Source organism: Streptomyces sp. NPDC047130 (assembly GCF_040643475.1).
Classification (GTDB): Bacteria; Actinomycetota; Actinomycetes; order Streptomycetales; family Streptomycetaceae; genus Streptomyces.
Genome location: NZ_JBEYUK010000001.1, coordinates 155,369 through 174,438, shown reverse-complemented (window position 1 = coordinate 174,438; position 19,070 = coordinate 155,369). Strand labels below are relative to the sequence as shown.

Here is a 19,070-nt window from a genome sequence, read left to right as displayed (position 1 = left end):
ACTTTTCTCTCAGGAGCATCATGACCGCCCCCTGGCGCGATTCCGCACTGACCGCCGAAGCCCGTGTCGACGACCTCCTCTCCCGGATGACCCTGGAGGAGAAGGCCGCACAGCTCTATGGAGTGTGGGTCGGCGCCTCGACGGACGCTGAAGCGGGCGTGGCCCCGCACCAGCACGAGATGGCCACCGACTGGGACTGGGACGAGGTGATCGCCCACGGCCTGGGCCAGATCACCCGTTCCTACGGCACCGCCCCGATCGCACCGGACGAGGGCGCCCGCGCGCTCGCCCGGGCGCAGCGGACCATCATGGCCGCCAACCGGTTCGGCATCCCGGCCGTCGCCCACGAGGAGTGCCTGGCCGGCTTCACCGCGTGGGGCGCGACCGCGTACCCCGTGCCGCTCGCCTGGGGCGCCTCGTTCGACCCCGAGCTGGTCGAGGAGCTGGGCCGCCGCGTCGGCGACGACCTCGCCGCGGCCGGCGTCCAGCAGGGCCTCGCCCCCGTCCTGGACGTCGTGCGCGACGCGCGCTGGGGCCGGGTGGAGGAGACCGTCGGCGAGGACCCCTACCTGGTCGGCACCATCGCCTCCGCGTACGTCCGGGGCCTGGAGTCCACCGGGGTGGTCGCCACCCTGAAGCACTTCGCCGGCTACGCCTCGTCGGCGGGGGCCCGCAACCACGCGCCGGTGCGCGCCGGCGTGCGGGAGATCGCCGACGTGACACTGCCCCCCTTCGAGCACGGTCTGCGGCACGGCGGGGCGCGGTCGGTGATGGCCGCCTACACGGAGATCGACGGCGTGCCCTCCCACTCCGACGCCTCCCTGCTGACCGGACTGCTGCGGGAGAAGTGGGGCTTCACCGGCACGGTCGTCGCCGACTACTTCGGCGTCGGCTTCCTGCACAGCCTGCAGCGGGTGGCCGACGGCCTGGGCGACGCCGCGCGTGTGGCCCTGGAGGCCGGCGTCGACGTCGAGCTGCCGACGCTGCACTGCTACGGCAAGCCGCTCGTCGAGGCCGTGCGCGAGGGTCGGCTCTCCGAGGCCCTGGTGGACCGGGCGGCCCGCCGGGTGCTGCTGCAGAAGTGCGAGCTGGGACTGCTCGACGAGGACTGGTCGCCGGAGCCGCGGGGCTCCCTCGACCTGGACTCCCCGGGCAACCGCGCGCTGGCCCGCCGGCTCGCGGACGAGTCGGTGGTGCTGCTCGCCAACGGCGGCGGCGTCCTGCCGCTGGCCCCGTCCGGCCCCTCGGCGGTGCGCCGCATCGCCGTGGTCGGCCCGCGGGCCGACGACGCGATGGCGATGCTGGGCTGCTACTCCTTCCCCTCGCACGTGCTGCCCCACCACCCCGACACCGAGCTGGGGGTGGAGATCCCCACCGTTCTCGAGTCCCTCCGCGACGAGTTCCCGGACGCCGCCGTGGAGTTCGCCGCCGGGTGCGACGTCCAGGACGCCGACACCTCCGGCTTCGCGGACGCGGCGGCGCTGGCCTCGTCCTCGGACGTGGTCGTGGCCGTCCTCGGTGACCGGGCCGGTCTCTTCGGCCGGGGCACCTCCGGCGAGGGCTGCGACGCCGCCGACCTGGCCCTGCCGGGTGTCCAGGGCGAACTGCTGGACGCGCTCCTGGAGACCGGCAGGCCGGTGGTGCTGGTGCTGCTCACCGGGCGGCCGTACGCGCTGGGCCGCTGGGCGGACCGGCTGGCCGGCGTCGTCCAGGCCTTCTTCCCCGGCGAGGAGGGCGGCCCCGCGGTGGCGGGCGTGCTGTCCGGGCGGGTGACCCCGTCGGGCCGCCTCCCCGTCAGCGTGCCGCGCGACCCGGGCGGGCAGCCGTGGACCTACCTCCAGCCGCCGCTGGGCCTGGCCAACGACATCACCAACCTGGACCCGACGCCGCTGTACCCCTTCGGCCACGGCCTGTCGTACACGACGTTCGCCTGGGACCGCTTCGAGTCCCCGGCCTCCGGCCCGCGCATCGGCACCGACGGCACGTACGAGGTGTCGGTGACCGTCCGCAACGACGGCGACCGGAGCGGCGCCGAGGTGGTGCAGCTCTACCTGCACGACCCCGTCGCCTCGGTCACCCGTCCGGACGTCCGGCTGATCGGCTACCGGCGCCTGGAGCTGGCCCCCGGCGAGTCCCGCCGGGTGACCTTCCGGTTCCACGCCGACCTCGCGTCGTTCACCGGCCGCGACGGCGTCCGGATCGTCGAGCCCGGCAGGCTGGAGCTCCGCCTCGCCGCGTCCTCGGCGGACGTCCGGCACGTCTTCCCGCTCACCCTGGACGGTGAGGTCCGGGAGGTCGGGTACGACCGGGAACTGCTCTGCGCGACGGAGGTCACCAAGGCCGAGTAGGCCCGGCCCTTGGCGTTCCCCGGGAGCCGCCCTGAGCGTCTCCCGGGCCGCCGCCCGGGAGCGCCGACCTGGGCGGTCCACCCGGGAGCCGGCCCGGGCGGCCCCAGGAAGTCGCCCTAGGCGTCCTCGTCCTCGCAGTAGGCGAAGGCCAGCCCGCTGATCGGCTCGCCGTCGGCGGCAGGGTTGTCGAGCACGACCCGCCAGCCGTCGACGCCGAGCCGCTGGGAGACGCCGGCCACCAGGCCGGGCTCGGTGGTGGACCAGCCGCCGGAGACCGCGACCATGCCCTCCGGGCAGACGGCGACGCTCTCCCCGGTCCCGCCCGGGGCCACCTCCACCACGTCACCGACCACCTCGGTGAGGCCGTCCGGCGTCTCGCAGGCGCCGCCCGGCGCGGCGGCGCGCGGGGCGGCGCCCGCCTGGGTGGCGGGCTCGGCGGCACCGGCTCCCTGACCGGGACGCACGTCCTCCCGCCCCTCGCCGACGGCCTGGTCCGGACGCGTGCCGTCCGGCCCGGGCTGCGGCAGCGGCCGGTCGTCGCACCGGTCCCACTCACCCTCGCAGCCCCGGGCCGCCCGGTCGCCGAGGCCCCACTGGGGGAACCAGGAGGCCAACCGCCCGGCGCCCTCGTTCTCCCGGCGCCGGTCGCCGTCCTCCTCGCACCTGTCGCCGGCCGCCGGGGCCGGCGCCGCCGCGACCCGCGGCTGCTCCGCGGCCACCGCGCCGCCGGCCGCTCCGCAGGCCAGCGCGACGGCCAGCGACGCCGACACACCGCCGGCGGCCCACACGGCGCGGCGGCGCCGCGGCCTCCCGTGTCCAGAAGTCATCTGCTCTCCCGCGTCTCGTTCGTCGGTCTGCGAGGAAGCTGTGACCTGCGGCGGTCCGGGTCAGTCAGGGACGCTGGGCCAGGCGAGCTAAAAAGTCATCTGATCAGCCTGGGCAGTCCCCCGAATGGCCCCGGCACGGCCCGCCGCCCCGGCGGCGAGGGCGCTCAGGCGGCCGAGCGGTACGGGCAGGACGCCTCGGCGCCCGTCCGCGCGCGCCGCCCCGGTATCGCGCGGGCGACCCGCCGTGGCTCCGCGCCGCACTCACCGCACCGGGGCGCCGGTGGCACCGGCGGCGCGACCTCCGCCGATCGCGACGCCTCCCTCAGCGCCTCGGTGGTTGCCACCAGAACATCGCGCAGCAGCACAGGTTCGCGACTGCGAGTCGTACTCCGCTCGTCCCACATCGCCGACCCCCTACGGGCGGCCCGGCCCTACGGCCGGGTCATCGACAGCACCTGCTGGGATCTTCGCATCCGCCACTGACAACGCCCGGAACACGGGACGAACGTTCAGGGCACCGGGCCGCCGAGCACGGCACGGACGAAGCCGTCGGGCGGCAGGTACCCGTGCGACTCCACGTAGTGCGCGACCAGTTCCGGCGCCGCGTAGGCGACCCCGTCGCCCACCGCCCTGATCTCCGCGCTGCCGCGCGGGCAGTCGGGGCCGGCCCGCAGCAGTCGCATCGAGCACCAGGGGCAGAGGTGGAAACCGCGGGTCTGCTGCGCCCGGTGGGTGCGCGTCCGCTCCCACAGCGCGTCCACCAGGCCCTGCGGGGCCGTGCCCCTGCGGTAGCGCCGGGCGGCGCTCAGCCAGCCGACGTTGACCAGCGGGAGCCCGTGCCACGGCCGGGGCGCCTCGGTCCCCGGCCCGCCGGGCGGGAGGAAGGTGTACGGCGTGAGGTCGGCGTAGTAGGGCACCGGGGCGTCACTCCGTCCCGAGCGACTCGAACCGCCAGCGGTGCACCGCGCGGGAGACCAAGCCGTGGGGCGGCTCGGGGAGTTCCGGCAGCGGCTCGTGGGGGCCGGCGTCCCACCAGGTGACGACGAGGACGCGGTCCTGCGCGGCCCGGAAGGTCTCGCGGCGCAGCGGTTCGCGCGGCAGTCCCTGCTCCCGCGCCCAGCCGAGCAGTTCCTCGCCGCGGCCCTCGACCGCCCGGGCCTCCCACATCAGCGCGACCGTCACGAGTACAGGTTCTCCTTCGACAGTTCGTGCACGTGGTCGTGGGAATGGGCGTGCGCGTGGCCGTGGCCGTGCGCGGCCTCGGGGTCCGGCACGTGCGGCTCGGTCACCGGCAGCGAGGAGTCCGCCGACAGGTCCCAGGCGGAGGCGGCCCGCCCGCGCGCCACCATCTCGGCGCCGAGGGCGGCGACCATCGCGCCGTTGTCGGTGCACAGCTTGGGGCGCGGCACCCGCAGCCGGATGCCGGCCTTCTCGCACCGCTCCTGGGCCAGCGCCCGCAGCCGGGAGTTGGCCGCCACGCCGCCGCCGATCATCAGGTGGTCGACGCCCTCGTCCTTGCAGGCGCGCACCGCCTTGCGGGTGAGCACGTCCACCACGGCCTCCTGGAAGGAGGCGGCGACGTCCCGCACCGGGACCTCCTCGCCCGCGGCCCGCCGGGCCTCGATCCAGCGGGCCACCGCCGTCTTGAGCCCGGAGAAGGAGAAGTCGTAGGCGGGGTCGCGGGGGCCGGTCAGGCCGCGCGGGAAGGAGATGGCGTTCGGGTCGCCCTCCTTGGCGTACCGGTCGATCACCGGGCCGCCGGGGAAGCCGAGGTTCAGCACCCGGGCGATCTTGTCGAAGGCCTCGCCGGCCGCGTCGTCGATGGTGGCGCCCATCGGCCGGACGTCGGAGGTGATGTCGGAGGAGAGCAGCAGCGACGAGTGGCCGCCGGAGACCAGCAGCGCCATGGTCGGCTCGGGCAGCGGCCCGTGCTCGAGCTGGTCCACGCAGATGTGCGAGGCCAGGTGGTTGACGCCGTAGAGCGGCTTGCCCAGCGCGTAGGCGTACGCCTTGGCGGCGGAGACGCCGACCAGCAGCGCGCCCGCGAGGCCCGGGCCCGCGGTGACCGCGACGCCGTCGAGGTCCTTGGCGCTGACGCCGGCCTCCTTGAGCGCCCGTCGGATGGTGGGGACCATCGCCTCCAGGTGCGCCCGCGAGGCGACCTCGGGCACCACGCCGCCGAAGCGGGCGTGCTCGTCGACGCTGGACGCGACGGCGTCGGCCAGCAGGGTGGTGCCGCGGACGATGCCGACGCCGGTCTCGTCGCAGGAGGTCTCGATGCCGAGGACGAGGGGCTCGTCCCGCAGGTCAGCCATGGTTCGGGGTTCCTTGTGCAGCGGAGGGGGTGACGGCGGAGGAGGGGGCGGAGGCCGGGTCGGTCAGGCGCATCACCAGCGCGTCGACGTTGCCGGGCTGGTAGTAGCCGCGGCGGAAGCCGATCGGTGCGAAGCCGAATCTCTCGTAGAGCCGCTGGGCGCGGACGTTGTCGACCCGGACCTCCAGCATCACCTCGTGGCACTCGAAGTCGGTGGCCGCGCGGAGCAGTTCGACGAGCAGGCGGCTGCCGAGACCGGTGCCCTGGTGGTCCGGCGCGACGGCGATGGTCTGGACGTCGCCCTGGTCGCCGGCGGCGGCGAGCCCCGCGTAGCCGACCAGCCGGCCGTCCGGGGCCTCGGCGACCACGTACCGGCGGGTGGCGCCGGGCCCGCGGGCATGGGCGAGCTCCGACCAGAACATGCCGCGGGACCAGGCGTCCTCCGGGAACAGCTCCTTCTCCAGCGTCAGCACCGGGTCGATGTCCCACCAGCGCATCTCGCGGATCTCCGCGGTGGGTACCGGGGCGTCCGGCACGGTGTTCACTGCGGCGCTCACCGGGGGGTGACCACCTTGTAGTTCTTGGGGACCTGGGCGTCCGGGCGCCGCAGGTAGAGCGGGCGCGGCGCGGCGAGTTCCTCGCCGCGGGCCAGCCGCTCGGCGGCGAGCGAGGCCAGCGCGGCCGCGGAGACGTGCTCGGGTCCGTGCACGTCCGGGAAGGCGTCGGGGTAGAGCAGCGCGCCGGCGCCGACGGCGGGCACCCCGGCGACCTGCTCCGCGATGTCGGCCGGGCGGTCGACGGCGGGGTCGGTGAGCCGGGTGCGGGAGTCGGCGTAGCGCGCCCAGTAGACCTCCTTGCGCCGGGCGTCGGTCGCCACGACGAAGGGGCCTTCGATGTCGGCGGCGTAGGCCAGCCCGTCGAGCGTGCACACGCCGTGGACCGGGACGCCGAGCGCCAGGCCGAAGGTGTCCGCGGTCATCAGGCCGACGCGCAGTCCGGTGTAGGGGCCGGGCCCGGTGCCGACGACGATGCCGGTGACGGCGTCGAGCCCGACGCCCGCCGCGCCGAGGACCCGGTCGACGGTGGGCAGCAGCAGCTCTCCGTGGCGGCGCGCGTCCACCTGGCTCGACGAGGCGACGACGTCCGTCCCGTCGTGCAGGGCGGCGGTGACGGCGGGGGTTGCGGTATCCAGAGCGAGCAAGAGCACGCGAACAGCCTACGGCTCCCGGGCCGCCCGCACGGCCTCGCGGGGCTCGGACCACCCCCGCTGCTAACGTCGCGCATGCATACGACTGCGCAGAGTGACGGTGCGACGAGCGAGGGAGACCGGCGGTGGCGGTCCGCAGCGGGGTGTTGGTGGGGGTACTGACGGGCGCGGCGCTGACCGCGGTGGTGGTGCTCGGGCTCCAGGCGAACGCGAACGTGCCGCCCGCCCTGCGCACGCCGGGTCCCCCGGCGGCCTCCGGGACGGCGACCGCACCCGAGCCTCCGGGACCGCGCGGGCTGCCCGCCCGCTCCGGGCGCGGGGAGCGGGTCGTGTACTCGCTGGGCCAGGACCGGGTGTGGCTGGTGGACGCCCGGGGCGGGGTGCGGCGGGTCTTCCGCGTGGTGCCCGGCGCGGTGGACCCGGCGCCGGGGACGTACACGGTGACCTCGCGCTCGCTGCGCGGCGTCGGGGCGGACGGGGCGCCCATCGAGCACGTGGTCCGGTTCGCGGACGTACGGGGTGTGGTGATCGGCTTCAGCGCGCCGCGCGGCGGCGCGGTGGCGGGAACCCCGGCGCCGGGCACCGGCGGGATCCGCGAGGCCCGGCCGGACGGCCTGGCCATGTGGGACTTCGCGGTGCTGGGCGGGCGGGTGGTCGTCGTCCGGTGACGGGCGCCGCCGCCCGCGCCGGACGTTCACCCGAGGTTTCCGACACCGCGTCGGGAAGATATTGCGCGCCGCCCGGCGGGCGTGGTTAGGTCTACCTAACCACGCCCGCCCTCGGGATCCCAGGAGGCGTCATGCTCTTTCCGGTTGCCGGCCCCGACACCACGGAGCGTTGCGCGGACGCCGCACCGGCGGACGCGGTCACGCGTGGCGCCGCCGCGGTGTCCATGCGGGACCTGCTCGCGTCCTGCGCGGCGGCCCGCGCCGTCTCCTCCCCGCCGTGCCCCGACCGCCCCGCCGCCGACCCCCGCGCCACCCGCGCCACCCGCGAGGCCGCCTGAGGCAGGCCGCGCCGCCTCAGGCGGCTTCGGGCGGGCTCAGCCGGCCTCGGGTGCGACCGTGGTTCAGCCCCGGAGGGCGCTCAGGTCGGCGGAGGCCCAGCGGTCGCCGAGACCGGTGACCGTCAGCCGCCGGACGTCGTCGTCGGTGCCGTCGGCGCCGGCGGTGTCGCCCGTCGCGCGGGCGATCAGGACCTGCAGGCGCTCCTCGGTGAGTTCCTCGACCTTCCCCTCGCCCCACTCCACGACGATGACCGAGTCGGGCAGCGAGACGTCGAGGTCCAGGTCCTCCATCTCGTCCAGCCCGCCGCCGAGCCGGTAGGCGTCGACGTGCACCAGGGGCGGGCCGTCGCCGAGCGAGGGGTGGACACGGGCGATCACGAACGTCGGCGAGGTGACCGCGCCCCGGACGTTCAGGCCCTCGCCGAGGCCCCGGGTGAGCGTGGTCTTGCCCGCGCCGAGCTCGCCGGTGAGCATCACCAGGTCGCCGGCGCGCAGCAGACCGGCGAGTCGACGGCCGAGGTCCAGCATCTCCTCGGCGGAGGAGACGGTCAGCTCGAGCGTGTGCCGGTCGCCGGCGGCGCCGTCGGGACGGCCGTGCTCACCGGGGTTCTGTTCGCTGGGGTTGTGCGGTGCCGCGGGTGCTTCCATGGGACCCCACGGTAGCCGCCCCGGGCAGCGCTCCCGCGCGGACGAGGAGGTCGGCGAGCCGGGCGTCCACCACCTCGGGGTGCTCCAGCATCACCAGGTGCCCGGCGTCGGGCACCCGCACCAGTTCCGCCTCCGGCAGTTCGCGGGCGATGGTCTCGCTGTGGCCCACGGGGGTGACCAGGTCGCCCTCGCCGGCGACGATCAGCACCGGCAGTCCGCGGAACCGGGCCAGCGCCGCCGTCTTGTCGTGCTCGTCGAAGGCCGGGTAGAACTCGGCGACCACGTCGATCGGCGTCGCCTCGATCATCCGTTCGGCGAACCGGGCGACCACCGGGTCGACCTCGGCCGAGGCGAACGAGTAGCGGCTGATGATCCCGGCGAACAGGTCGGCCGTGGCGCGCCGCCCCCTCTCCACCAGTTCGGCCCGCTGTCCCAGCGCCCGCAGCACGCCCGGCAGGAGCCGCCGCACCGCGTTGACGCCGGCCATCGGCAGGCCGAAGTTGACCTCGCCGAGCCCGCCGGACGAGGTGCCCACCAGGGCTACCCCGGCGACCCGCTCGCGGATCAGGTCGGGGAACCGGTCGGCCAGCGCCATCACCGTCATCCCGCCCATCGAGTGCCCGACCAGCACCAGCGGGCCCTCCGGCGCGGCGGCGGCGATCACGGCCTCGAGGTCGCGGCCCAGCCGGTCGATGGTGACGGGCTCGCCCTGCTCCACCCGGGTGGCGCCGCGACCGGACCGGCCGTGGCTGCGCTGGTCCCAGTAGACGGCGCGGACGCCGGCCGAGCGGAGCGCGGCACGCTGGAAGTGCCAGGCGTCCTGGTTGAGGCAGTAGCCGTGGCTGAACACCACGGTGACGGGCGGCCGGGGCCCGGCGGTCCGGCGGCGGCCGGCGAACAGCCGCCGGCGGCGCGGGGCCGGCTCGGGCGCGGGGGCCGGCACCTCGTCGACCTCGTAGTACAGCTCGGTGCCGTCGTCTGCGCGGGCGGTTCCGGGGGTGCCGCGGAGGGTGCCGTAGGGGCCGGTCACCTCCAGGGCGAGGCGGGCCTTGCGGCGGATGCCGCGGCCCATGGTGAGGCGCTCGACGGCCACCCCGGCGGCCGCGCCCGCGGCGACCACGCCGATCGCGGCGCCCGCCAGTCCGGTGCTGCGGCGCCAGGCCCGGGGGGCCGGGGCGGCGACGCCCGTGGCGGCGACGACCAGTTCGGGCACGGTCACCGCGGTCACCGCCGGGCTCTCCTCGCTCACCTGGCGCTCCCTCTCCTCCCGTCTCCCGGGATCGTTCGGCGGACCCGCCTGCCGCCGCGTCGCGTCAGGCCCTCTGCCGTTCGATTACCCCGTGGCGTGCTCGTTCACATACACGCGGGGCACCCGGACGCCGATCCGGGTCACGATCTCGTAGACGATGGTGCCGCAGGCCTGCGCCCAGTCCTCGGCGGTCGGCTCGCCGCGGTCCCCCGCGCCGAACAGGACGGCCTCCGTGCCGGGCTCCGGCCGGTCGCCGCCGAGGTCGACCACGAACTGGTCCATGGCGACCCGCCCGGCCACCGTGCGCAGCTTGCCGCCGACCAGCACCGGGCCGGCGTCGGAGGCGTGCCGGGGGATGCCGTCGGCGTAACCGGCGGGGACCAGGCCGAGGGTGGTCCCGCCGGGGGTGACGTAGTGGTGCCCGTAGCTGACCCCGTGCCCGCCGGGCACCTCCTTGACCAGCACCAGGTCGGCGGAGAGCCGCATCACGGGCCGCAGGCCGAGGTCGGCGGCCGAGCCCAGTTCGGGGCCGGGCGACACCCCGTAGGTGGCGATGCCGGCGCGGACCAGGTCGAAGTGGGCGTCGGGACGGGTCAGCAGCGCGGGCGAGTTGGCGATGTGCCGCACCTCGGGCCGGACGCCCTGGCCCTCGGCGTACGCCACCATCTCGCGGAACCGGGCGAGCTGGGCGTCGTTCGCCGGGTGCTCCGGCTCGTCGGCGCAGGCGAAGTGGGACCAGAGGCCGACGACGCGGACCAGGCCGTCCCGCTCGGCGGCGAGGGCGGCGGCGACGAGCTCCGGCCAGTCGGCGGGCTGGCAGCCGTTGCGGCCGAGGCCGGTGTCCGCCTTCAGGTGCACCCGGGCGGGGGCGCGTTCGGCGCGGGCCGCGGCGGTCACCTCGCGCAGCGCCCACAGGGCGCTGACCGAGACGTCCACGTCGGCGGCGATCGCCTCGCGCCAGGGGCCGCCGGGGGCCCACAGCCAGCACAGCATCCGCCCCCGCAGGCCGGCCTCGCGCAGGGCCAGCGCCTCCTCGGGGGTGGCGGTGCCCAGCCACTCCGCGCCCGCCTGCTGCGCGGCGAGGGCGCACGGGACGGCGCCGTGGCCGTAGGCGTCGGCCTTCACCACGGCCATCAGGGCGGCGCCGGAGACCCGTGCGCGCAGCGACGTCACGTTGGCGCGGAGGGCGGCGAGGTCGACCTCCGCGCGGACGCGGGTCGTGTCGCGGGGGCGCGCATCACGTTCACTCATGGTCCCCCCAGTCTGACAGAGCCCCGCCCACCGCCCGGGCCCACGTTCCGCGAACGAGCCCCCCGCCGCGGCGGGCCCCTGCGGGCGGGCCCCGCCCGCAGGACGGAGGCGTCGCGGGTAGCCCCGCGCGCGGAGCGGCACCGGGGCGGGGGTCACTCCAGGGTGCGGTCACTCCGAGGCGGGGGACTCCAGGGCGGGGGGCGCTCCAGGGGGCGGGGCACACCGGGGCGGGAGGCACTCCTGGGCAGCGAGCCGCTCCGAGGGGCAGGGCACTCCAGGGCGGAAACGCTCCAGGCCGGCGGGCCACTCCAGGGCGAGAGTCACTCCGGGGCGAGAGTCACTCCAGGGCGGCGGGTCACCCCGGGGCGGGGGTCACTCCGGGGTGGTGATGTCGCGCCAGGCGGTGGGGATGGCGGCGGCGACGTCCAGCGCGGCGACCGGCGCCCCCACCGACGCCCTCCGCGCCGCCAGCCCGTGCAGGTACGCCCCCACGCTCCCCGCGTCCCGCGCCGGCAGCCCCGCCGCCAGCAACGACCCGGCCAGCCCGGATAGCACGTCGCCCGACCCCGCCGTGGCCAGCCACGGCGTCCCCGTGGGGTTGACCCGCACCGCGGCCGGGCCCGGGGACACCACCAGCGTGGTCGTGCCCTTCAGCAGCACCGTCGCCCGGTACCGCTCCGCCAGCTCCCGCGCCGCCGTGAGCCGCGCGGACTCGACCTCCGCCCGGTCGACGCCGAGCAGCGCCGCGGCCTCCCCCGCGTGCGGGGTGAGCAGCGTCGGGGCGGTCCGGGACCGCACCGTCTCGCGGTCCGCGAGCCGCAGCCCGTCGGCGTCGATCAGCACCGGGACCTCCGCCTCGCCGGCGACGGCCAGCGCCTCGGCCACCGTGCCCGCGTCGTCCCCGGCACCGGGTCCGATCACCCACGCCTGCACCCGGCCCGCCCGCCGCGGTCCGCCCTCGGAGACCATCGTCTCGGGGAACCGCGCCAGCACCGCCTCACCGGCCGGCCCCGCGTACCGGACGGCCCCGCCACCGCCGCGCAGCGCGCCGGCGACGGCGAGCACCGCGGCCCCCGGATACCGCGCGGACCCGGCGGCGACGCCGACCACGCCCCGCCGGTACTTGTCACTCTCCGCCCCCGGCCGCGGCAGCAGCCGGGCCACGTCCTGGTGCTGCAGCGCCTCCAGGTCCGGTTCCCCGGGCAGCCACGGGCCGAGACCGATGTCCACCAGCCGCACCGAGCCCGCGTACTCGCGCGCCGGGTCGATCAGCAGCGCCGGCTTGTGCGTGCCGAAGGTGACGGTGAGGTCGGCCCGCACGGCGGGACCGCGCACCTCGCCGGTGTCGGCCTCCACCCCGCTCGGCAGGTCCACGGCGACCACGGCGGCGCGGGACGCAGCGACCAGCTCCGCCAGCGGCGCGGCGTCCGCCCGCAGGCCGCCCCGTCCGCCGATGCCGACGATCCCGTCCAGCACCAGGTCCGCCGCCCGGATCAACCGCGCCACCTCGTCCGGCACACCACCCGACGCCCCGGACCCCGCGGCCACGGCCGCGCCGGAAGCCGCCTCCCCCGATGCCACGCCGCCGGAACCCGCCCTGCCGAAGGCCGCCCCGCCCGCCGGCATCGGCACGTCCCGGCCGCCGGCCCGCCGCAGCGCGGCCAGCCCGCCCCCGTGCACCCGCTCGGGCGTGACCAGGACGGCGGTCACCCCCGCCCCGCGCCGCGCCAGCCGCGCACCCGCGTACAGGGCGTCCCCGCCGTTGTCCCCGCTGCCGACCAGCAGCACCACCCGGCTGCCGTAGACCCGGCCCGCCGTCCGGCCCAGGACCTGGGCCGAGGCGGCGGCGAGCCCGGCGGCCGCACGTTGCATCAACGCGCCCTCCGGAAGCCTCGCCATCAGCTCCCGCTCGGCCGCACGTACCGTCTCCACGCTGTAGGCACTCCGCATGCCGCCGAGTCTTCCCCAGGAATCAGCCTTCAGCGATCACCACGGCCGAGGCGACGCCCGCGTCATGACTGAGCGACACGTGCCAGGAGCTGACGCCCAGTTCGGCGGCGCGGGCGGCGACCGTGCCGGTGACCCGCAGCCGCGGCTGCCCGCTGTCCTCCAGGTACACCTCGGCGTCCCGCCACTGCAGCCCGGGAGGCGCGCCCAGGGCCTTGGCCAGCGCCTCCTTGGCGGCGAACCGGGCGGCCAGCGAGGCGATGCCGCGCCGCTCGCCGCTGGGCAGTATCAGCTCGCTGTCGTTGAACAGGCGTTGCGCCATGTGCGGGGTGCGGGCGAGGGCGGCCTGGAAACGGTCGATCTCGGCCACGTCGATACCGACGCCGATGATGCTCATGGCCCTCACCCTACGGACCGCCGCCGCCCACCCGCCGAGCCTGTGGACAACCGACCCGGGCCACCCACCCCCCTGTGGACAACCGCACCGGGCCGCCCGTCACCTGTGGAAAACCCGGCCCTCCACTCCCACCGGCCCTCCACTCCCACCGCGGCGGCCCCGCGGTCCGGACCGCTCACTCCACCGTGACGGACTTCGCCAGGTTCCGCGGCTGGTCGACCTCGTTGCCGCGCGCCGTCGCCAGCTCGCAGGCGAACACCTGGAGCGGCACCGTGGCCACCAGCGGCTGGAGCAGCGGCGGCGTCGCCGGGATCCGCACCAGGTGGTCCGCGTACGGCAGCACCGCCTCGTCCCCCTCCTCGGCGATCACCACGGTCCGCGCCCCGCGCGCCCGGATCTCCTGGATGTTCGACACGATCTTGTCGTGCAGCACCGACCGGTCCCGCGGCGACGGCACGATCACCACCACCGGCACGCCCTCCTCGATCAGCGCGATCGGCCCGTGCTTCAGCTCGCCCGCCGCGAACCCCTCGGCGTGCATGTAGGCGAGCTCCTTCAGCTTGAGCGCGCCCTCCAGCGCCACCGGGTAGCCCACGTGCCGCCCCAGGAACAGCACCGTGTTCCGGGAGGCGAGCGAGCGGGCCAGCTCCCGCACGGGCTCCATGGTGCCCAGCACCCGCTCCACGCCGTCGGCGATGCCCGACAGCTCCCGCACCTGCTCGCCGATCTCCTCGTCCGACCGGGTGCCCCGCACCTGCCCCAGGTAGAGGGCGACCAGGTAGCAGGCCACCAGCTGCGTCAGGAACGCCTTGGTGGAGGCGACCGCCACCTCGGGGCCCGCGTGGGTGTACAGCACCGCGTCGGACTCGCGGGGGATCGTCGCGCCGTTGGTGTTGCAGATGGCCAGCACCTTGGAGCCCTGCTCACGGGCGTGGCGCAGCGCCATCAGGGTGTCCATGGTCTCGCCCGACTGGGAGATGGCGATGACCAGGGCGCGCGGCCCCAGGATGGGGTCGCGGTAGCGGAACTCGCTGGCCAACTCCACCTCGCAGGGGACCCGCGTCCAGTGCTCGACGGCGTACTTGGCGATCAGCCCGGCGTGGAAGGCGGTGCCGCAGGCGACGATCACCACCTTGTCGATCTCGCGCAGCTCCTCGGGCGGGATCCGCAGTTCGTCCAGCGACAGGCGCCCGGCGCCGTCGGTCCGTCCGAGCAGGGTGTCGGCGACCGCCTTGGGCTGCTCGGCGATCTCCTTGAGCATGAAGTAGTCGTAGCCGCCCTTCTCGGCGGCCGAGGCGTCCCAGTCGATGTGGAACTCCCGCACCTCGGCGGGCTGCCCGTCGAAGCCGGTCACCGTCACCGCGACCGGCCCGTCCGCCTCCTGCCGGCGCAGCTCGACGACCTGGTCCTGGCCCAGCTCGATCGCGTCCCGGGTGTACTCGATGAAGGCGGCCACGTCGGAGGCGAGGAACCCCTCGCCCTCGCCCACGCCGACCACCAGCGGCGAGTTCCGCCGGGCGCCGACCACCACGCCGGGCTCCTCCGCCGCGACCGCCACCAGGGTGAACGCGCCCTCCAGCCGCCGGCACACCAGCCGCATCGCCTCGGCGAGGTCGCCGCACGCCGAGTACTCCTCGGCCAGCAGGTGGGACACCACCTCGGTGTCCGTCTCCGAGGCCAGCCGGTGGCCCCGCTCCGCCAGCTCGGCCCGCAGCGACGCGAAGTTCTCGATGATCCCGTTGTGCACGACGGCGACCCGCCCGGCGTCGTCGAGGTGCGGGTGGGCGTTGACGTCGTTGGGCGGGCCGTGGGTGGCCCAGCGGGTGTGGCCGAGGCCGGTGGTGGCGGCGGGGAGGGGCCGCTCGCCGAGTTCCTTCTCCAGGTTGACCAGCTTGCCGGCCTTCTTGACCGCCGCCAGGACCCCGTCGGCGAGGACGGCCACCCCCGCCGAGTCGTAGCCCCGGTACTCCAGCCTGCGCAGCCCGGCCGTCACGACGTCGAGTGCCGCCTGTCGCCCCACATATCCCACGATTCCGCACATGTCCCTCACCCTAGGCCGGGCCCGGGAACGGCGCGGCCCGTCGTGGTCCGTTCGGGCCCCGCCCCGGCCGCACACCCCCGACCGCCCCCGACAGACCCGCGTCCCACCCCCGATCCCGCCCCCAGTCCCACCCCCGTCCGCCCCCACCCACCCCCCAACCGCACCCCCGTCGCACCCCAGCCGCACCCCCTGAGTGACGCACCCCACCCCGCGACCTGTTCGCACGCCCGTAACAATGGACTGTGATCTCTCCGGCCTCCCCGATGCCCTCCGGCGGCGCCCCCCGGTCCCGGCCGGAGGCGACCCCGTACGTGGACCTGACCCGTGCGGAATGGAGCGCGCTGCGCGACAAGACGCCGCTCCCCCTCACCGCGGAGGAGGTCGAGCGGCTGCGCGGCCTGGGCGACGTGATCGACCTGGACGAGGTCCGGGACATCTACCTCCCGCTCTCCCGGCTGCTCAACCTCTACGTGCGGTCCACCGACAACCTGCGGTCCTCCCTCAACACCTTCCTCGGCGAGAAGGGATCGCAGTCGGGCACGCCGTTCGTCATAGGGGTCGCCGGATCGGTGGCGGTCGGCAAGTCCACCGTCTCCCGCCTGCTGCGGGCGCTGCTCTCCCGCTGGCCCGAGCACCCCCGCGTCGAGCTGGTCACCACCGACGGCTTCCTGCTGCCCACCCGGGAGCTGCAGGCGCGCGGCCTGATGGAGCGCAAGGGCTTCCCCGAGTCGTACGACCGCCGGGCGCTCACCCGGTTCGTCGCCGACATCAAGGCCGGCAAGGACGAGGTCACCGCCCCCGTCTACTCCCACCTGATCTACGACATCGTCCCCGGCGAGAAGCTGACCGTGCGCCGCCCGGACATCCTGATCGTGGAGGGCCTGAACGTCCTCCAGCCCGCCCTGCCCGGCAAGGACGGCCGCACCCGGGTGGCGCTGGCCGACTACTTCGACTTCAGCGTGTACGTCGACGCCAAGGCGGAGGACATCGAGAAGTGGTACCTGCACCGCTTCCGCCGCCTGCGGGAGACGGCGTTCCAGAACCCCGAGTCGTACTTCCGCCGCTGGACCCAGGTCTCCGAGGAGGAGGCCCTGCAGTACGCCCGCCGCACCTGGCAGACCATCAACCGGCCCAACCTGGTGGAGAACGTGGCCCCCACCCGCGGCCGCGCCACCCTGGTCCTGCGCAAGGGCCCCGACCACAAGGTCCAGCGCCTGCGCCTGCGCAAGCTCTGACCGGCGACGGCCGCCGCACGCGACGACGACCCCAGGGCCCGCCGAGGACACGCCCCCCGGGGTCACGAACCGGTGCCGCTTCCCCGCGCACCGTCGGCCCCGGGGCCGCGCCCCCGCTAGTCTGCCGCGCATGCTGCACCTGCGACTGATCACACCGTGCGGGCGGACCGACGAAGTGGTCGACCTCCTCCGCAAGACCGTCGGCTGCACCCACCTGGTGGTCGTTCCGGGAGCGGCCCGCGAACCGGCCGGCGACCTGCTGACGGTGGACGTGGCGCGTGAGGCCGCCGACGAGGTGATCGGCGAGCTGCGCAGGATGGGGCTGGACAAGGAAGGCTCCATCAGCGCCGACAACCTCGACCTGTCCCTGTCCGCGCACGCCGACCGGGCCGAGCGGGAGGCGCCCGGCGAGGGCGCCGACGCGGTGGTCTGGGACCAGCTCGTGGAGGCCACCCACGAGGAGTCCAGCTTCTCCTGGACCTACGTGGCCTTCCTGTCGCTGGCCACCATGATCGCGGCCTGCGGTGTGGTGCTGGACAACGCGGTGCTGATCGTGGGCGCCATGGCGGTGGGCCCGGAGTTCGGCCCGCTCGCCGGCTTCTGCACGGCCCTGGTCCGCCCGGCCCCGCGCCTGGCCGTCCGCTCGCTCGTGGCGCTGCTGGGCGGCTTCGCGGTGGCGATGGCGCTGACGGTGCTGTTCAGCTATCTCATGACCGGGCTGGAACTCTTCAGCGCCGAGCAGGTGAAGGCCGATCGCCCCAACACGGCGTTCATCTACGCGCCGGACGAGTTCTCCTTCGTGGTCGCCCTGCTCGCGGGCTGCGCGGGCATGCTCTCGCTGACCTCGGCCAAGTCCGGCGCCCTGGTCGGCGTCGCCATCTCCGTCACCACGGTCCCCGCGGCCGCCAACGCCGCCGTCGCCTTCGAGTACGACTTCTACGGCCAGGCCTGGGGCTCCACCCTGCAGCTGCTGCTGAACCTCGCCGGCATCGTCCTGGCCGGCACCCTGACGCTGCTCGTGCAGAAGTGGAGCTGGTCCCGCAAGCTCCGCCGCCACCCGCTCAACCCGACCCCCTGACGCCCGCCCGGGGAGCCGGCCCGGCCCACGACGAGCCCGCCCGGCACCCGCCCCACACAGACGCGGGGCGGGACCGCAACGGCCCCGCCCCACGTCGTCACGTCGTCACGTCGTCACGTCGTCACCCGCGAGAGTGACGGTCCGACGCCCCGGTCAGCCCAGCGCGGACTTGACCACGTCCGCCAGACGCCTGGCCACCGACTCGGCCTGGTGGATGTCGGCCGCCTCGACCATCACCCGCACCAGCGGCTCGGTGCCGGACGACCGCAGCAGCACCCGCCCGGTGGTGCCCAGCTCCCGCTCCGCCTCCGCCACCGCGGCGCTGAGCTCGGCGGAGGTGGAGACCCGCGTCTTGTCCACGTCGCGCACGTTGACCAGCACCTGCGGCAGGCGCTCCATCACCGAGGCCAGGTCCCGCAGCGGACGTCCGCTCGCCGCGACCCGGGCCGCGAGCAGCAGGCCGGTCAGCGTGCCGTCACCGGTGGTGGCGTGGTCGAGCACGATCACGTGCCCGGACTGCTCGCCGCCCAGCGCGTAGCCCTTGTCCTTCATCTCCTCCAGCACGTAGCGGTCGCCGACCGCCGTCTGGACGAGCTGGATGCCCTCGCGCTCCATGGCGAGCGTGAAGCCCAGGTTGGACATCACGGTGGCGACCACGGTGTCGGCGCGCAGCACGCCCTGCTCCCGCATGGCCAGCGCGAGGATCGCCAGGATCTGGTCCCCGTCGACCTCCTCGCCCGTGTGGTCGACCGCCAGGCACCGGTCGGCGTCGCCGTCGTGCGCGATGCCGAGGTCCGCGCCGTGCTCGACGACCGCGGCCTTCAGCTTGTCCAGATGGGTGGAACCGTAGCCGTCGTTGATGTTGAGGCCGTCCGGGTCGGCCCCGATGGTGACGACCTGCGCGCCGGCGCGCTCGAAGGCGACCGGCGAGACCCGCGCCGCGGCGCCGTGCGCCTCGTCGAGGACGACCTTCAGGCCGTCGAGACGGTTGGGGAGCACGCCGAGCAGGTGCTGGACGTACGTCTCCAGGCCCTCCCCGTGCTCGCCGACCCGGCCGACGCCCGCCCCGGTCGGCCGGTCCCACGGCGCGCCGGTGCTGTGCTCGCGGTACCGGGCCTCGATGCGGTCCTCGAGGTCGTCGGCCAGTTTGTGGCCGCCGCGGGCGAAGAACTTGATGCCGTTGTCGGGCATGGCGTTGTGGCTGGCGGAGAGCATCACGCCCAGGTCCGCGCCGAGTACGCCGGTCAGGTGGGCGACCGCCGGCGTGGGCAGCACGCCCACCTTCAGCACGTCGACCCCGGCGCTGGCGAGACCGGCCACCACGGCGGCCTCCAGGAACTCTCCGGACGCCCGCGGGTCCCGTCCGACGACCGCCTTCGGGCGATGCCCCTCGAAGGTGCCCGCCTCGGCCAGGACATGTGCCGCCGCCACGGAGAGACCGAGTGCGAGCTCGGCCGTCAGATCCGCATTGGCGACACCGCGTACACCGTCGGTGCCGAAGAGTCGTCCCACTGGTCCTCCA

18 protein-coding genes are annotated in these 19,070 nt (G+C 75.5%); 5 read left to right on the top strand and 13 right to left on the bottom strand.

Annotated elements, in window-relative coordinates:
- Positions 1-17 precede the first annotated feature (17 nt).
- On the top strand, positions 18-2,348 hold the full coding sequence (locus tag ABZ836_RS00845; protein WP_356129202.1) for a glycoside hydrolase family 3 N-terminal domain-containing protein: 2,331 nt from the start codon (positions 18-20) through the stop codon (positions 2,346-2,348).
- 116 nt (positions 2,349-2,464) lie between these two features.
- Here ABZ836_RS00845 and ABZ836_RS00840 read toward each other — a convergent pair whose 3' ends face one another.
- From ABZ836_RS00840 to tsaB, 6 genes are all read right to left on the bottom strand, one after another.
- The gene (locus ABZ836_RS00840) at positions 2,465-3,175 is read right to left on the bottom strand and encodes a hypothetical protein (RefSeq protein ID WP_361138123.1); all 711 of its coding nucleotides are present in this window, start codon (positions 3,173-3,175) and stop codon (positions 2,465-2,467) included.
- Positions 3,176-3,684: 509 nt separating this feature from the next.
- Entirely contained in the window at positions 3,685-4,092 is a 408-nt protein-coding gene (locus ABZ836_RS00835; protein WP_356128711.1) for a hypothetical protein, read from the bottom strand.
- 7 nt (positions 4,093-4,099) lie between these two features.
- A complete protein-coding gene (locus ABZ836_RS00830; RefSeq protein WP_361138121.1) occupies positions 4,100-4,357 on the bottom strand; it encodes a hypothetical protein in 258 nt (85 codons plus the stop codon).
- Positions 4,354-5,490 carry a tRNA (adenosine(37)-N6)-threonylcarbamoyltransferase complex transferase subunit TsaD gene (tsaD, locus tag ABZ836_RS00825; protein ID WP_361138119.1) on the bottom strand — a complete coding sequence of 379 codons (1,137 nt, stop codon included), beginning with the start codon at positions 5,488-5,490 and terminating at the stop codon, positions 4,354-4,356. The genes ABZ836_RS00830 and tsaD overlap by 4 nt, the downstream gene beginning before the upstream one ends.
- Positions 5,483-5,986: a ribosomal protein S18-alanine N-acetyltransferase gene (gene rimI, locus ABZ836_RS00820; protein ID WP_356129200.1), complete on the bottom strand. Its 504-nt coding sequence runs from the start codon at positions 5,984-5,986 to the stop codon at positions 5,483-5,485. Before rimI ends, tsaD begins: the two co-directional genes overlap by 8 nt.
- A gap of 56 nt (positions 5,987-6,042) precedes the next feature.
- The gene (gene tsaB, locus ABZ836_RS00815) at positions 6,043-6,696 is read right to left on the bottom strand and encodes a tRNA (adenosine(37)-N6)-threonylcarbamoyltransferase complex dimerization subunit type 1 TsaB (protein ID WP_356128703.1); all 654 of its coding nucleotides are present in this window, start codon (positions 6,694-6,696) and stop codon (positions 6,043-6,045) included.
- Positions 6,697-6,821: 125 nt separating this feature from the next.
- Here tsaB and ABZ836_RS00810 point away from each other — a divergent pair, with 125 nt between their 5' ends.
- On the top strand, positions 6,822-7,364 hold the full coding sequence (locus ABZ836_RS00810) for a hypothetical protein (protein WP_356128700.1): 543 nt from the start codon (positions 6,822-6,824) through the stop codon (positions 7,362-7,364).
- Between the two features lie 131 nt (positions 7,365-7,495).
- Entirely contained in the window at positions 7,496-7,702 is a 207-nt protein-coding gene (locus ABZ836_RS00805; RefSeq protein WP_361138117.1) for a hypothetical protein, read from the top strand.
- Between the two features lie 63 nt (positions 7,703-7,765).
- Here ABZ836_RS00805 and tsaE read toward each other — a convergent pair whose 3' ends face one another.
- From tsaE to glmS, 6 genes are all read right to left on the bottom strand, one after another.
- Positions 7,766-8,350: a tRNA (adenosine(37)-N6)-threonylcarbamoyltransferase complex ATPase subunit type 1 TsaE gene (gene tsaE, locus ABZ836_RS00800; RefSeq protein WP_361138115.1), complete on the bottom strand. Its 585-nt coding sequence runs from the start codon at positions 8,348-8,350 to the stop codon at positions 7,766-7,768.
- Complete coding sequence (locus ABZ836_RS00795) at positions 8,301-9,569, bottom strand: alpha/beta hydrolase (protein ID WP_356129198.1); 1,269 nt, start codon at positions 9,567-9,569, stop codon at positions 8,301-8,303. The genes tsaE and ABZ836_RS00795 overlap by 50 nt, the downstream gene beginning before the upstream one ends.
- Before the next feature lie 114 nt (positions 9,570-9,683).
- Positions 9,684-10,850: an alanine racemase gene (gene alr, locus ABZ836_RS00790; protein WP_361138113.1), complete on the bottom strand. Its 1,167-nt coding sequence runs from the start codon at positions 10,848-10,850 to the stop codon at positions 9,684-9,686.
- A gap of 372 nt (positions 10,851-11,222) precedes the next feature.
- Positions 11,223-12,800, bottom strand: a complete 1,578-nt coding sequence (locus ABZ836_RS00785; protein WP_356128689.1) for an NAD(P)H-hydrate dehydratase — start codon at positions 12,798-12,800, stop codon at positions 11,223-11,225.
- A 22-nt stretch (positions 12,801-12,822) separates the two neighbouring features.
- Complete coding sequence (locus ABZ836_RS00780) at positions 12,823-13,194, bottom strand: holo-ACP synthase (protein ID WP_356128686.1); 372 nt, start codon at positions 13,192-13,194, stop codon at positions 12,823-12,825.
- A 175-nt stretch (positions 13,195-13,369) separates the two neighbouring features.
- Positions 13,370-15,235 (bottom strand): glutamine--fructose-6-phosphate transaminase (isomerizing), encoded by a 1,866-nt coding sequence (gene glmS / locus ABZ836_RS00775; protein ID WP_361138110.1) that lies wholly within the window; start codon positions 15,233-15,235, stop codon positions 13,370-13,372.
- Positions 15,236-15,477: 242 nt separating this feature from the next.
- Here glmS and coaA point away from each other — a divergent pair, with 242 nt between their 5' ends.
- Complete coding sequence (gene coaA, locus ABZ836_RS00770) at positions 15,478-16,470, top strand: type I pantothenate kinase (RefSeq protein WP_356128680.1); 993 nt, start codon at positions 15,478-15,480, stop codon at positions 16,468-16,470.
- Positions 16,471-16,600: 130 nt separating this feature from the next.
- Positions 16,601-17,548: a DUF389 domain-containing protein gene (locus ABZ836_RS00765; RefSeq protein WP_361138108.1), complete on the top strand. Its 948-nt coding sequence runs from the start codon at positions 16,601-16,603 to the stop codon at positions 17,546-17,548.
- 153 nt (positions 17,549-17,701) lie between these two features.
- Here ABZ836_RS00765 and glmM read toward each other — a convergent pair whose 3' ends face one another.
- Positions 17,702-19,060, bottom strand: coding sequence for a phosphoglucosamine mutase (gene glmM, locus ABZ836_RS00760; protein ID WP_356128674.1), 1,359 nt, complete (start codon positions 19,058-19,060; stop codon positions 17,702-17,704).
- Positions 19,061-19,070 lie beyond the last annotated feature (10 nt).

Coding starts and splice junctions, on each gene's coding strand:
- ABZ836_RS00840 (WP_361138123.1), bottom strand. CDS start 3,175: ATGACTTCTGGACACGGGAGGCCGCGGCGCCGCCGCGCCGTGTGGGCC.
- tsaD (WP_361138119.1), bottom strand. CDS start 5,490: ATGGCTGACCTGCGGGACGAGCCCCTCGTCCTCGGCATCGAGACCTCC.
- rimI (WP_356129200.1), bottom strand. CDS start 5,986: ATGCGCTGGTGGGACATCGACCCGGTGCTGACGCTGGAGAAGGAGCTG.
- ABZ836_RS00805 (WP_361138117.1), top strand. CDS start 7,496: ATGCTCTTTCCGGTTGCCGGCCCCGACACCACGGAGCGTTGCGCGGAC.
- tsaE (WP_361138115.1), bottom strand. CDS start 8,350: ATGGAAGCACCCGCGGCACCGCACAACCCCAGCGAACAGAACCCCGGT.
- alr (WP_361138113.1), bottom strand. CDS start 10,850: ATGAGTGAACGTGATGCGCGCCCCCGCGACACGACCCGCGTCCGCGCG.
- ABZ836_RS00785 (WP_356128689.1), bottom strand. CDS start 12,800: ATGCGGAGTGCCTACAGCGTGGAGACGGTACGTGCGGCCGAGCGGGAG.
- ABZ836_RS00780 (WP_356128686.1), bottom strand. CDS start 13,194: ATGAGCATCATCGGCGTCGGTATCGACGTGGCCGAGATCGACCGTTTC.
- glmS (WP_361138110.1), bottom strand. CDS start 15,235: ATGTGCGGAATCGTGGGATATGTGGGGCGACAGGCGGCACTCGACGTC.
- ABZ836_RS00765 (WP_361138108.1), top strand. CDS start 16,601: ATGCTGCACCTGCGACTGATCACACCGTGCGGGCGGACCGACGAAGTG.